10 protein-coding genes are annotated in these 14,498 nt (G+C 47.8%); 3 read left to right on the top strand and 7 right to left on the bottom strand.

Annotated elements, in window-relative coordinates; genetic code table 11:
- Positions 1-53: 53 nt before the first annotated feature.
- Positions 54-1,286 (top strand): ammonium transporter, encoded by a 1,233-nt coding sequence (locus tag BMW71_RS08910; RefSeq protein WP_092172328.1) that lies wholly within the window; start codon positions 54-56, stop codon positions 1,284-1,286.
- Positions 1,287-1,707: 421 nt separating this feature from the next.
- On the opposite strand, the gene BMW71_RS08905 is transcribed toward BMW71_RS08910, so the two are convergent.
- Together BMW71_RS08905 and BMW71_RS08900 are read right to left on the bottom strand one after the other, a co-directional pair.
- The gene (locus BMW71_RS08905) at positions 1,708-4,029 is read right to left on the bottom strand and encodes a M1 family metallopeptidase (protein WP_092172326.1); all 2,322 of its coding nucleotides are present in this window, start codon (positions 4,027-4,029) and stop codon (positions 1,708-1,710) included.
- A 115-nt stretch (positions 4,030-4,144) separates the two neighbouring features.
- A complete protein-coding gene (locus BMW71_RS08900; RefSeq protein ID WP_092172323.1) occupies positions 4,145-4,726 on the bottom strand; it encodes a HupE/UreJ family protein in 582 nt (193 codons plus the stop codon).
- 88 nt (positions 4,727-4,814) lie between these two features.
- Between BMW71_RS08900 and BMW71_RS08895 the strand changes: the two genes are divergently transcribed.
- Complete coding sequence (locus tag BMW71_RS08895) at positions 4,815-5,309, top strand: DUF6702 family protein (protein ID WP_092172320.1); 495 nt, start codon at positions 4,815-4,817, stop codon at positions 5,307-5,309.
- 78 nt (positions 5,310-5,387) lie between these two features.
- On the opposite strand, the gene BMW71_RS08890 is transcribed toward BMW71_RS08895, so the two are convergent.
- The 3 genes from BMW71_RS08890 to BMW71_RS08880 all read right to left on the bottom strand — a co-directional run bounded on the left by BMW71_RS08890 (position 5,388) and on the right by BMW71_RS08880 (position 10,870).
- Complete coding sequence (locus BMW71_RS08890; protein WP_092172317.1) at positions 5,388-6,806, bottom strand: RagB/SusD family nutrient uptake outer membrane protein; 1,419 nt, start codon at positions 6,804-6,806, stop codon at positions 5,388-5,390.
- A gap of 13 nt (positions 6,807-6,819) precedes the next feature.
- Complete coding sequence (locus BMW71_RS08885; protein WP_244891123.1) at positions 6,820-9,795, bottom strand: SusC/RagA family TonB-linked outer membrane protein; 2,976 nt, start codon at positions 9,793-9,795, stop codon at positions 6,820-6,822.
- Between the two features lie 523 nt (positions 9,796-10,318).
- Complete coding sequence (locus BMW71_RS08880; protein ID WP_092172312.1) at positions 10,319-10,870, bottom strand: 2'-5' RNA ligase family protein; 552 nt, start codon at positions 10,868-10,870, stop codon at positions 10,319-10,321.
- A gap of 165 nt (positions 10,871-11,035) precedes the next feature.
- On the opposite strand from BMW71_RS08880, the gene BMW71_RS08875 reads away from it, so the two are divergent.
- Positions 11,036-11,947, top strand: a complete 912-nt coding sequence (locus BMW71_RS08875) for a universal stress protein (RefSeq protein ID WP_092172309.1) — start codon at positions 11,036-11,038, stop codon at positions 11,945-11,947.
- A gap of 12 nt (positions 11,948-11,959) precedes the next feature.
- Here the strand turns inward: BMW71_RS08875 and BMW71_RS08870 are convergent, their stop codons facing one another.
- Positions 11,960-12,883 (bottom strand): class I SAM-dependent methyltransferase, encoded by a 924-nt coding sequence (locus BMW71_RS08870; RefSeq protein ID WP_092172306.1) that lies wholly within the window; start codon positions 12,881-12,883, stop codon positions 11,960-11,962.
- Positions 12,883-14,253, bottom strand: coding sequence for an exopolysaccharide biosynthesis polyprenyl glycosylphosphotransferase (locus tag BMW71_RS08865; RefSeq protein WP_092172304.1), 1,371 nt, complete (start codon positions 14,251-14,253; stop codon positions 12,883-12,885). Before BMW71_RS08865 ends, BMW71_RS08870 begins: the two co-directional genes overlap by 1 nt.
- Positions 14,254-14,498 lie beyond the last annotated feature (245 nt).

The raw sequence follows: 14,498 nt of genomic DNA, 5'->3' as shown, positions 1-14,498 counted from the left end.
AGCTGCCCGTATTGCTAACCATATTTTATTCCAACTTATAAAAAAATCGAAAAATGAATCAGGAATTATTTACCGTTAACAACCTTTGGATCATGGTGGCCACCATATTGGTGTTTATCATGCACCTGGGATTTGCTGCCCTGGAAGCTGGCCTTACCCGGGCAAAAAATACCGTCAATATCCTTTTTAAAAATACAATCATCCCTGCACTTGGATTAATAACCTACGCATTTATTGGGTTCAACCTGATGTATCCCGGGGAGGCCTTTTCTGGTGGGTTCTTTGGGCTTTCCGGCCTGGGGTTGAGCCTTCCCGAGGGATGGGACAGTGCTGCTTACAATGAAGGATACACCTTTTTTACTGATTTTATTTTCCAGGCCATGTTTGCCGCTACTGCTGCTACCATCGTCTCAGGTGCAGTAGCCGAGCGAATCAAGTTGGGCCCGTTTATTTTCTTCTCGTTGCTCTACGTAGGTATTTGTTACCCCATCGTCGGTATGTGGAAATGGGGTGGCGGATTCTTGGATGCGATGGCCACTCCCTTTTACGATTTTGCCGGGTCCACTATCGTCCACTCTGTTGGTGGATGGGGTGCGGTCATCGGTGCCTACCTGCTCGGTCCACGAATCGGCAAGTATAAGGATGGAAAAATGAATGCGATCCCCGGACACAACATTCCCCTGGCGACCTTCGGTGTTTTTTTACTTTGGTTTGGCTGGTTTGGATTCAATGGGGGTTCGGTACTCTCTGCCGACCCTGGCGCCGTCTCCCTGGTATTTGTCACCACTGCATTGGCAGCGGCTGCCGGAGCGTTTGGAGCATTGCTTGCCTCCTACCTAAAATTCAAAGCCTACGATATAACCATGGTTCTAAACGGTATTTTGGCTGGATTGGTTAGTATCACGGCAGGGGCAGATCTAATGTCTCCGACAGAATCGGTTATTATTGGTTTCATCGGCGGAACACTGGTCGTTTTTGGTGTGGTATTCTTCGACAAAATCAAAATTGATGATCCTGTTGGTGCCATCTCCGTACACTTGGTTTGCGGTATATGGGGTACACTGGCCGTCGGTATTTTTGGGGATCTCGCCGGTGGAGCGCAGATTTTGTCGCAGCTGATCGGTATTGGCGCCATCGGTGCATTCTGTGTGCTTTTTAGTTTCCTTGTGTTCTTTATCTTGAAAAAGACTACCGGCATCCGGGTGGACGAGCAGGAAGAAGTGGAAGGACTCGATATCAACGAACACGGCATGCATGCCTATCCTGATTTTGCTACAAAAGAATAAGTTTTTGACTACAGCTATATTTACGGTTTAAAAGAGGCAGGTAATCCTGCCTCTTTTTTTGTCCGCGATGATAGGTATTCCTCCCTACGCGATGGATACTTCTCCATTTTGTAATCCTGTTGAAACGCGCAGGTCAAGTACCGTGCCGCTCCAACGTAGACACAAATTCCTTGCTGAATACCGGGCAGCGCCATACCCACCCAATCTCCCTACACATGAATTTACTGAAGGGGCCTACAAATATACGGGGTGCTTGGGGTCAGAATAGATAAAGACCGGGGAACCGCAGCGTTAGCACAGCAGGCAGTATACGGGAGTAGGGACTTGGAAGGATCGGTGAATATGCAAAAAAAAGAAAGGTACGTTCCCTGCCTGGAGGAGAGAACGTACCGTATGGATCAAAGCCGAAGTCAATTCTCGGCTATTTTTTCTTTTTCATGGGATTGGGGCCGGTGGAAGTTCCCCGGGCTGGCTGCTGCTGTTTGAATAACTCGAACTTTGACGGCAAAAATTGCCTTGGCCAGTAGTTATTGGATTCGTCAATATCGGCCGTTTCCCGATAAGGGTCAAGCACAATTTGTTTCACCACTTTCTCTTTTGCGAAGACCTTGCTTACCTGGTATTCATCCATTCGCCAGATCTGTGCGGGGATATGCTCGATTTCGGAAGTACCGTCCTCGTAATGGAACTCGAGAATGATCGGCATCACCAATCCACCGATATTTTCGAATTTGATTTCATAAAAGTTTAGCCCACTCTCCAACATGGCACGCTCTTCCGAACTAAGGCTGGCAAGAAAATCTCGATACGCTTTTTCATCATCCGGCCCCACACTGAAGCGGTTGTAACTGTTGTAAAAGTCGGCTGCTTTCGGGTCCCTTTCTACCACCGTTTCCGGAATATCCTTCGCATTCCGTAACCGGGAGATGTACGTTTCTTCCCGCTCGTATACTTCCCGCTCGTCGGCTTTCACCTCCGCAGGTTTTTTGCTATCAATTTTATACCAAGTGACGTCCTGTATGGCAATATCGACCGGATCGGTGCCAAAAAACCAGCCCCTCCAAAACCAATCCAAATCCACGGCGGAAGCATCTTCCAAGGTTCGAAACAAATCGTCCGGAGTCGGGTGTTTGAACATCCAGCGCTGCGCATAGGTTTTAAACGCAAAATCAAACAATTCTCTTCCCATAACGGTCTCCCGCAGGATGTTTAGGGCAGTTGCAGGTTTGGCATAGGCATTTGGTCCAAACTGAATAATGTTCTCGGAATTGGTCATGATTGGTTCGAGCAGGTGCTTTTCGCTGCGCATGTAGGGAGCTATTTTATGAGCGGGTCCCCTTCGAGAAGGGTATTCGCGCTCCCACTCCTGCTCCGCCAAAAATTGCAAAAAGGTATTTAGTCCTTCGTCCATCCAAGTCCACTGTCGCTCATCGGAATTGACGATCATCGGGAAAAAATTATGACCAACTTCGTGGATGATTACCGAAATCATGCCGTACTTAATGGCCTCCGAATAGGTGCCATCGGTATCGGGCCTGCCGTAATTAAAGCAAATCATGGGGTATTCCATACCATTGGTCGCTTCTACGGAAATGGCCACTGGATAGGGATAGTCAAAGGTGCGGGCAGAGTAGGACTTCAGCGTGTGCGCGACGACCCGGGTAGAGTACTGTTCCCAGAGTGGATTCGCTTCTTTGGCGTAATACGACATGGCCATGACCTCTTTGCCTCCCAAGGATACGGCCATCGCATCCCAAATAAATTTTCGGGAGGAAGTCCAGGCAAAGTCTCTCACATTCTCGGCCTGATAAATCCATGTTTTGGTTCCTTCGGCTTTCCCTTTCTCCAACTTTTCTGCTTCGGCCTGGGTTCGGATAATGACCGGGGCATCAAAGGTCTTTTTGGCTAGTTCCCAGCGCTCCATTTCTGTTGCGCTCAGCACTTCCTCCGGATTTTGCAATACCCCGGTGGCGCCTACCATGTGGTCAGCCGGTACGGTAATGGCTACCTTATAATCCCCAAAGACCAGCGCAAATTCACCTCTTCCGGCAAATTGCTTGTTTTGCCACCCTTCAAAGTCGGAATACACCGCCATGCGTGGAAACCATTCTGCCATGGTATACAGGTAATTACCATCGCCTTCAAAATACTCATAACCTGGTCTGCCGCCAATAAAACTCATCCGATCGTGAATGGAAAAACTCCAGTCGATGTGAAAGGAAACGCTTTCTCCGGGCAATAAGGGCGAAGACAGGTCCAAACGCATCATGGTATGGTTGACCGTGGCAGGGATTTCATTTCCCGCTGCATCGGTAACCGAATAAATCTTCAACCCCAGGTCCTGATCGTGCCAAAGGATACCTTGTAGCTGCCGCAGACCCATTTTGGGTTGGATGCTGCTGCTGCTCATTTTAGGGGTTTCCGAATCGCTGGCCCGTTGGTTCTGATCTAACTGCACCCATAGGTAATCGAGTGGATCGGGAGATTGGTTGTAATAGGTCACCTTTTCCTTGCCTCGAATGGATTGATTCGCATCATTCAATTCGACCTCGATTTCGTAATCGGCCTTTTGTTGCCAATACTCGTGGCCGGGAGCACCAGAGGCTGTCCGGTAAACATTGGGAGAACGAAGCATTGTACCCAATTGCTCGAAGCGGTTGCCGTGTCGCTGTTCATCCACCTGAGCAAAGGCGGCCACTTGAATGGCCATTCCTACCAGAAATGAGGAGAAGATACGTTTCATAAATACGATTAATTTTTAGATGGGGATAACATGGAACCCAAAAGTTAAACTATGGTCGGAATTTACGCAATTAACCCCATTTATTTTTCTTATGGTAAGCAAAAGTGCATCTTTTTTACCAATACTTGCTTTCCAACAACATCATGATCGCCATTCCAAGGACAACGGAGGAAACCACCAAAACCCATTCCTTACGGTTTACACCAAATATTCCTACTGCCAGGGAAGAAACAACCAAAAAGACGATCACGATGACTAACTGTCCCACTTCCAGTCCGAGATTAAATGCAAGCAGGGGCTGAAAGATGGATTGTTCCCTTCCGAGTAAAGAGCGCAGGTAGTTGGAAAAACCCAGGCCATGAATCAATCCAAAAAACAGGGCAAATATATAGTTGATTTGTAGTCCCCTTCCACTGGAAGGACGGGGTTTGAGCAGGTTGGCAAAGGCAGTGATCGCGATGGTCACCGGAATCAAAAACTCCACCAGATCGGTATCGATGCGGACGACTTGCAAGGTGGCCAATGCCAGGGTAAGGGAATGCCCGATCGTAAATGCAGTCACCAAAATCACAATTCTCCCCCAATCCCGCATGAGGTAAACGACCGCCAGTGCAATGACAAAAAGAATGTGATCAAAACCCTTCAGATCAAGAATGTGTTGGATTCCCAGATTAAAATATAACTGAAATTGGCTCATACAACGGGTGATTTATTACTTTTGATACGAAAATTTTGTCGTAATATTAATGCATATTTCACAGATAAAACAAAAATCCTTTCTATAAATGCCTGGAATCAACCCCCTACCTGTCTTCCTCATTTTTTGGTCCCTGCTACACCCCTTTTACATAAGCCTGACAGACATGGTGTACAACGAAGGGAATCAGACGATTGAAATCGCCCAAAAAATATTTTGGGACGATTTGGAAGTAGCCCTTTCCCACGCAAACCAGGCGCCAGTAGACTTTCTTGCTCCAGCCGACCCGGCAGCACTGGATAGTATGGTTGCCAGCTACCTGCTCGCGCACAACCGCATTCTGATCGATGGAGATACCATTCGGCTTCATTACCTGGGACATGAGGTGGAGGCCGACGCCGCCTGGTTTTACCTGGAATCGGAACGAATTTCACCACCAACGCAGGTAACCGTTTTCAATTCCCTGCTGATCGATGTTTTTCCGGAACAACAAAACATTGTCAATTTTTACAAAAACCGAAAGCCAAAAAGCCTGCTTACCCGAAAAGACAAGTTAGAAGGCCTGTTGATCCTGGAAGACTAATCCACCCCATGGGTTGTATCGAAAAAGCCACCCCGGTTTTTTTCCAGGGTGGCTTTGCCTGTTTAGCGAGACGTTGTTTTAATTGTACCCGTCATTCTGAACCAATTCCGGGTTTATGTCCAACTCGCGTTGTGGAATGGGCAAAATGGTTTTATTCTGGCCTGCCTGAGAGGCTTCAAATTGCTCGTCACCGACTGGACGCAACGCCCTGCCATAGCGTAGCAAATCCATTCTCCGGTGCCCCTCAAACGCAAGCTCTTTGCGTCGTTCTTCGAGGATGAAATCAACGAAATCCGTTTTTCCGGAAAAATCAGCCGCGGCTACCGCAGACAGTCCGGCCCTTTCCCTGAGTAAATTGATCAAATCCAGTGATTCCTGATTCACCCCGTCAAGTTGAGCCAATGCTTCTGCTCGGTTCAGCACGACTTCGGTGGTTCGGATGATGGGCGAATTATCCGAATGGTTTACCGGATCTGGAAATTTTGTCGTATACATTCGTTCATTTTCCCCTTCTTTGGAGAGTTCGGTCAAGCGTCGATCGGTGGGATCGTATGACTCCAGCAAGTATTCCGAAAAGGGCGCATCCCCTCTCGCGCCATCTTCTGCTGGGTTGTAATACGAAGCCCATCCGCCGGAACCGGTCCGTCCATTGTCTATCTCCGAATTCTGGATGGAGAACACGTATTCTGCGTTGTTTTCACCCCAGAAATCGTAATTGGAAGCCAACCCATAGAGCGCTTCGTTTTCCAAAACATCTTCCGCACGATCGGCGGCCAATTGCCAGTCCTCGCGGTACAGGTGAACGCGAGAAAGCAGCGCATTGGCGGCTCCCTGCGTGGCCCTTCCCCGTGTGAAGCTCGACGACTCGTAGGATACTGGCAAATCATCCAGGGCATTCGTTAAATCACTTAGAATGAATGCGTGTACTTCCCCTACAGTACTTCGGGGATACCCGATGATTTCGCCAGTGAATGCCTCTGAAACGATGGGAATGCCTGTGGCACCTTCACCGCCAACCTGCACAGGTTGCGCGAAAAGATTGACCATTTGGAACATCAACAAGGCCCGCATAAACCTGGCTTCGGCCACAAACTGCGCCCTTTCTTCCGCTGTCAGGGATTCATCCGGAGATTCCGGGGTGAATTGAATGACGGCATTCGCTGCCAGGATGGCGCGGTAGTGCCTTCTCCAAAGATCCCGGATCGTGGCATTATCCGATTGCGTGGCGTACAGGCGAATGTCCTGTAAGGTCGGAAAGGACCCGATAAAATCCACGTTATCGGATTGGAAATCAGCAATCACGTGGGGCAGGGATCCGAAAACTTCAAATTCCTGACTAAGCGAGTACACACCCAATAGCGAGCCTTCGACGGCTTGTTTGTCGGCAAAGGCCAATTCAGTTGAAAGAGATTGCTGCGGATCGATGTCTAAGTCTTCACAGGAAAACAAACTTCCTCCGAGCAAGCCTATATAAACGATTGTTTTTAAATTTTTCATGGCGATACTTGTTTTAAAATTCCAAAGACACACCCAGGGTAATGGATTTCGCCTGGGCGGGAGTAAAGAAGGACTCTCCCTGCCGTTGATTGTTTCCTCCACCATCGTTCACTTCAGGTTCCAAACCCGCTTCGAGGTTAGACAAGGTGAAGAAATTTTGGAGCATCCCATATACCCGGGCGCTTCGGATGATCTTGGTACGTTCTATAATCCCGGTTGGAATGGTGTACGTTAGCGATAAATTCCGCAATCGGATATGATCCCCCTTTCTCAGGTGCTGGGTGGATCGCTGCGCAAAGGAAGACTGGGTATCCCCGTTAAGTTTGGGAGCAAAACTGTTCCTGTTATCGTCTGTCCAATAATTCAGCAATTGCGGATCCAGGTTAAACGAATTCAGGTTGTTTGGATTGTTTAGGAATCTCAAATCATCGTACATGATATGATTTCCCTCGACGAAGGTGATCAGTGCTGACAATACCAGGCCTTTGTAGGTAAAGGTATTTGTCAAACCGCCGGAAAGCCTGGGGATCGCCGAACCCACAATCACCCGATCGTTGGCGCTGTATGTATTCGTGGTTTCTCCGTCCTTGGTCAACCATTCCGCTTCACCCGTTTCCGGATTAATCCCTTGGTATCGCACCAGGTAAAACGTATTCACCGGGTGTCCCTCGATGGCACGCTGACTGGAAGACCCTTCCACAAAACGGCGGTCTTCGTTGTCTTTGGAAGCGCCTGGCAGGTCCAAAACTTCGTTTTGCAGGAACCCTGCGTTTAGGATCGTTCTCCATTCAAACGAGGGCGTTTGGATATTGGTGGACTGGATCATCAGATCGACCCCCCTGTTTCGCATGGATCCTGCATTTTGAGTCAGGCTGGCATAACCCGTGGTGTAGGGAATGGGCACATCCAGCAAAAGGCCCTCTGTGTCTTTGTTCCAAACCGATGCTTCAATGTCCAATCGGTTGGATAACAGGCTGGCGTTGACGGTTAGGTCAAACTGTGCCGACTCCTCCCAACCCAATAGTGGGTTTGCTGGCTGGCTGGGATAAATACCCGGGCTGCCGGCATAATCTCCCAGCGTACCTGCCTGGTAGAGTCCCAGCGATTCAAAATTACTGATCCGGTCGTTACCGGAGGTACCGTAACTAACGTTTAATTTAAGGAAATCCAGCCAGCTGTTGTTTTGCAAAAAACCCTCTTCAGAAAGGATCCATCCGCCCGACAATGCCCAAAAGGTACCGTACCGATTATTTGCGCCAAACCGGGAAGATCCATCTCTTCTTGCACTTCCTTCGAATAAAAATTTGTCGTCGTACCGGTAATTCAAACGGGTAAAATAGGAAGCCAACCGCCAATTGGTACCCGTGGCACTGGTAATGGTAGGCGTGGCTGCAGAGGCAACGTTGGGCAGTCTATCGCTGACAAAACCAGAGCCCTCTACCGTGATGCTGGAAAAATCGGACTGTTCGTAGGAATAACCCAAGAGTCCTCCCACATAATGGTCTCCAAAATATTTCTGGTAATTCAGGGTATTGGTAGACAACCACTTATAGTCCTGTATGATGCGTTTGTAGCCACTTCCGGTGGGTTCTACGATATCCGGATAGCGAAACGTCTCCTCGGTCTGAATCTGATCAATCCCCCAGTCGGTCCGAAATGTCAGATCGGGGAGTACGTCTACCTCAAAAAACGTATTGGCAGTGGTCCGCCGCGTGATGTAATCCGTGATAGCCAGATCTTCAATGGCCAACAAGTTGGGGACAAATCCAAGACGGGTATAATTTCCATTCTCGTCGTAGGGACGATTGTAGGGCAAGTGCAGAAACGCTGAGGTAAGTGGCGCGTACGTACTGTTATCCGAATTGATCCGGTCGTTATAGGTTTTGGCCAACCCGATGTTGGCACCAAAACGGGCCTTGTCGGAAAACTCGTGGGTCATGTTCAGACGACCGTTAAATCGGTCGAGCTCGTTTCCGATCGCATACGTATCCTGTTTGAAATAGGTTCCGGAAATGAAATACGTAGTCCGATCGCTCCCTCCCGACGCACTCAGGTTCAGGTTAGAGATGGCTCCCTGCTGTATTACCGCATCTGGCCAATCGAATCCCTGCTGCGGCAGGTCCGTGATCGGCGTGCCCGTACGAAGAGAGCGGTATTCGTTGTATTGTTGCAAGGACATATAGGGACGTACGGTCGTGGGATTTTGGATCCCCTGGTAGTAATCCACGTTGATTTTGGACTGCCCGCTTTTTCCCTTCTTTGTTTCAATCAAGATGATACCGTTTGCACCCCGGGAACCGTAAATGGCAACTGCCGATGCATCCTTCAACACCGAGATGGACTCGATTTCGTTTGGATTCAGTTCCATCAGTGGATTCAAAGCCACCGCTCCGGACGTATTGGAATAGTCGTCGCTACTTCCGTCATTCAGGGGCACGCCGTCTACCACGAACAACGGCGAACCACCCGCTGTGAGCGAGGCCACGCCACGAATTCGGATGTTTTGCTGCGAACCGCCCACTCCGGAAGTACCGGTAAGCTGCACGCCGGCTGCCTGGCCTTGCAAGGCTTCCTGTGCAGTAAACACGGGCATACGCTCGATCTGCGAATTGTCGAGGGTAGAAATGCTTTGCAGGGATAATTTGCTCGACTGCGTACCATAGCCCACAACGACCACTTCTCCCAAGGTCTTCACATCTGGCTCCAGAAACACATCCAGCTGATTTTGATTCCCAATGGTTTTCTTCTGGGTTAAAAAACCCACAAAACTGTATACCAACACATCGGACCCTTCGGGTACCGTCAATGAATAGGAACCATCAATATCTGTGATTGTCCCTACCATGGTACCTTTTACGCTCACATTCACACCGGGTATCCCCTGTGGCTCTTCTTCGGAAGTGACCGTACCGGTCACCGTCCTACTTTGAGCCTTAAGGGAGATTACCGCCACTAGCACGAATGCCAAGCTAAGTAAAACTCGCTTCATTTGAATAAATAGATTTAGGTTTTTTAACAATAATTAAAGTGCAATATTCCATTAATTTATTTATAAACACAAAATGATTGCTAAATCATAGTGCAAACCTCAATCAAAAATATTTTGTATTCTAGAAGAAAAATAAAATGGGGATGTTGAAGAATTTTCGTTTTACTTGAATAATTATAGATAAATTGATTATTATTGTTATTTTTTAGAAAATATTATTTTATTTGATGATCTTATATGTCTTTTAAATGATTTTTTCGAACCATAGACGATACTCCCTGATTGATTTTATTTGATTAGTCACCATTTTACCAGTGAAAATTTGTTAAATATGCCTACAACGCGAATTTACTTAACAGTATGTTAACAGTATCTTCCCGATAAAAACATGAAAAACCAAACTTAATATAGGTAGTGATCTTTTTTACAGAATAATCATAATTTTTAAAAAAAGTATAATTTCTATAAATCCAATCCGGTAGCTGCCGGTTCCGGCCCCGTGTGCCTCCTAATAAACCAAACCCTAGCCCTTTAATTCAAACCAGTCCAGCACTTCCCACACGGATCCTGCTTTTTTTAATAAAGCTACTCGCTGCACGTCCATTTGCCGTGTTTCAAATCGCTGCCGAAGAAAATTCATCAAGGCTTCAAACCGCTCCTTTTTTATATCCCGAAACGCAACGGTAAGATGGGGTTGGTAATTCAAATCGCTCAACTCAATCTGTTGGCCCAGTTGCCGCTTTCCTAACCGGACCAGGCGCGCTTGCAGGTCTGGTAAATCCGGTGGCCCATCTACACGCAGGTAGGCTACTCGCATGCCGAAATGCCCGACGCCTGACAACCCCAACGAGAAAGGCTTTTCCGCTTCAAAAAACCGCCTCAACCGGTTGGCGAGGTGCTGCTCTTTGTTCTCGTTGTGAGAAAACGGCATTTTAAGGGTAATATGCGGAGGTGACTTCAGAGCAAATTTGAAACCAAACCGATCGTTAATCGCTTGTTTCAAGGCCGAAATTTCCTCCCGCAGCGGATCTTCGGGAACGATGGCAATAAAATATTTCCGAATTGGTTTTGGCATTGGCTGACTATTCTGCACAAAGAAACGGACCTGTCTGCGACCGGTGCTCTCTTATTTTTCGAAATTTGAATAAAAAAAACGTGAAAAGAAGTACTCAAAAGGTTAAATTCCTAATTTTAAGACCTATTCACACGTCATAAAAACGACCAATAAAGGGAAATACCAATGAGTCAATTCAAAAAAGCAATGGTAGGCTTGGACCTGTCACCGATGGATGAGACCCTGATCAATCAGATCAAATCGCTAGCACCGATTTTTCGCATGGAAAAAGTGTATTTTGTTCATGTCGCAAAAAATCTGATTTTGCCTGAGGAAGTAAGCCAGTCCTATCCGGATCTGATCGCTCCGGTGGACGAGACCATTGCTTCGGAAATCGAACACGAATTGGAAAAGGTGCAACCTGCCCTTGAGATTCCGTATGAAATCATTGTCAAAGAAGGAAATGCCCAGGAAACCATGTTGCGATGGGGAAAAATCAAGGACATTGACTTGCTGGTGATGGGAAGAAAGAAAGGGAAATCCCCTTCCGATTCGCTGGTAAACAATCTATCCCAAAAGTATCCGCACCCGGTACTGTTGCTTCCTGCCGCATACAGCCGAGGCAGTTTTCAAAAGATCCTCTTACCTATCGACTTTTCACGGCACTCCGTGGTTAGTATTTCCCTGGCTACCGGAATTGCAGCAAAGACAGGGGCTGAAATCCAATGTTGCCATTTATACGAGGTGCCGCGTGGCTACAGCAAGACCGGGAAATCGTTTGAGGAATTTTCTGCGATCATGTTGGAAAACGCTAAAAAAGACTACAAAAAGTTTCTAGCGGAAAACAACTTGCCTGATTTTCCTTGTGAATTTATCCTGCGTCATGCCAAAGACGAAGCCGATAACATCATGCAGCATGCCCGGGAGGTCGGCGTGGATCTTTTGATCATTGGTAGCCGGGGAAGAACCAAATCAGCCGCGGTATTGCTGGGTAGTGTAGCCGAAAAACTGGTCAACACCAACCACGAAATACCCATGCTGGTCATGAAAGAACCGGGTGAAAACATGAGCTTTTTCGAAGCATTGTTTCGCTTGTGACGGAAGCGGTTGCTAGATGGGTTTCCGAAAATAAAAAGCAGCCTGATCTCCCTTTTGCGTTTGGTTCAAAAGTTTCGCTCTTTGTTCGTAGTCCCGCATCTGTTCGGCAGAAGGAATTTTCGAAGGATTCCTGTCGGATAGCGAAGCGCCGTCCCGGTACCGCTGACTTCCCCAAAATTGAAAGGAGGTGCTGTCGAATTCGGTACGAAAAAGTTCCAAACCGTATCGCCGGGCGAGCCGTTCCATGCCGGTGACGCTGGGTATGAAATAATGCCTCGGGGCATCTAGCTGCACCCAGTGTTCACGAAAGATAGACCAGGCTTCTCCGTCCGAAACGGGTACACGAATCAGCAGCCTTCCTCCAGGTTGTAGCAAGCTGGCAAGTTTGGCAAAGGAGGCATCGGGGTCCCGCATGTGTTCAAACGCATGATGCAACATGATCACCTGAAAGGTTCCCAGAATCTGGTGCAGCTCTAGTTTAAACAATTCCAAGCCGCTGGCAACGCGCAGGGGCTCCGCCAAAAAGGGGTCAAACCCCGACAAGTGTTTGTATCCACTGGCATGCATTTCGTACAACAGCTGACCATTTCCACAGCCTATGTCTGCAATTTGATCGCTTTCCCGGGCAGCCAGGTGGTGCAGCCAGTTTTCGTAAACCGGTCGGAACAGGGAAAGTCCAGAAGCACGGTACAAGACAAGCCTGATCTTCTTCATCCAGCGCACGGGTACAGTGGAACGGGACAACCCGGTAAAGGAATAATATGCCGCCGGATAGTAGCTACCCATATTCGTAGGGGGAGAAAGCTGTTGGATGGTTCCGCACTCGGGGCATTGGGTGTACGCAAAGCGTTCACCCGAACCAAACATCATCTCGCTTACCTGGTAAACCGGACCTTGCATAGCACTAAAGCAGATCAGGCATTTGTATGCATCCATCAATAGATTTCGTCTCTTCGGGCAATTAATTCGCCCATGGTTTTGTAAACAATGCGCACATCCAGAAAAAAGGACCAATTGCGTATGTAAAAATGATCGAGCCGAACCCTTGAACGTATCTGCCAAAGGTTCGCTATTTCACCCCGGTACCCCAGCACCTGCGCCAATCCGGTGATTCCCGGCTTTATCCGGTGCCGGTTGTCGTAATAGTCCAGTCGTTTTTTAAATTCTTGGTTCATTGGCACCGTATGGGGTCTGGGGCCTACCACCGACATATCGCCTTTTACTACATTGAAAAACTGCGGGAGCTCATCCAGGGAAAAGCGCCGCAAAAATCTTCCAACCCGGGTTACACGGGGATCGTTTCTGGTCGCCTGAAGGGTATCGGCCCATGGATTGTCCAACATGGTCCGGAATTTTATGCAATAAAACTCCCGGTTGTTGAGCCCGGTTCGTTTTTGAAGAAAAAATACCGGCCCTTTGGATTCCCACCTGATCAACACTGCCACCAGTGGAATGAGCCAGCTCAACACCGAAACCAATACAATCAGGGAAAAAACAAGGTCAAAAACACGTTTAAAAACCCGATTCATCAAGCGATCCAGTGGTATTTCATTGACATTGACCACCAAAAATGACCCGTACCTGCTGAAGGACATCTCTTTGTTCCATTGCAAATGAGGACCAGGGATGATTTTAACTTTTATATGGTTTTCATCTGCATGTGCCACGATTTTTCGCACCAACTCCGGGGAAATTTCCTGGCTTAAGTACACCAGATCGAGCGCTTCTGTTGCTTCCGGTAAAAAAAAATGCGCTACATCCCCCAGACTTTCCTCTCCCCCCCACTTGGTATCGTAAAACCCCAGGAATTTGATACCCAAGGCTTTGTTGGTCTGCAAGGTATGGGCCAGCCGGATACTCAATTGATCCCTTCCCAAAATAACCGCTTTCAGGTAATTTCTTCCGCTCCGTCGGTACCGCCGAAGTGCTGCGTGTACCGATACCCGGAAAAATGCCAAAAAAGAGAGGCTCAGTGGATACACATAAAACCCGAATGCCTTTCCATAACCAACCGCTAGCTGCTCGCGTAGCAAAAAGAAAACAAGCAGCCCCCAGGCGAAGGATAGAAAAAACTGATTGAGGGTGTCCCAGTAGTGGGACGTGCGACCGATTTTGTAGTCCTTTCTAAAAAGCAAAACCAGCACCCAGACCAAGCCAAACAAACCGAACTCCCAGAGGGCCGAAGGAAGTGTGGATTCCGTACGTTCAGCAAGCAAAAACGTGATCAGGCCCAACGTTATCCAGAGAACGATCAACTCCGCCGCTACAAATAGAAAAGGGAAATACCTATAAAAACGTTTTGCCATGAATCAATTTCAACTACGATGGTTGGGCACAGCAGGCAAAAAACCTGATCAATCTCTGGCTACAATTCCCCGTTTCTTTTAACGCACTACCTGCAATATCGAATTATCTGCAACCAATTTTTTGATATTCACTTCAAAGTACACAACTTTGTTGTAAAATTAGGAATTAATTACCATTCAGCCATGGATAGCGGGGAAAATGCCATTGACCTGATCGCCCCCATTGCCTGAACCGACTCCAGGTA

The organism is Cyclobacterium xiamenense (assembly GCF_900109255.1).
GTDB classification, from domain to species: Bacteria; Bacteroidota; Bacteroidia; order Cytophagales; family Cyclobacteriaceae; genus Cyclobacterium; species Cyclobacterium xiamenense.
The sequence above is the reverse complement of the archived record's forward strand: the minus strand, read 5'-3'. Positions and strand labels throughout refer to the sequence as shown.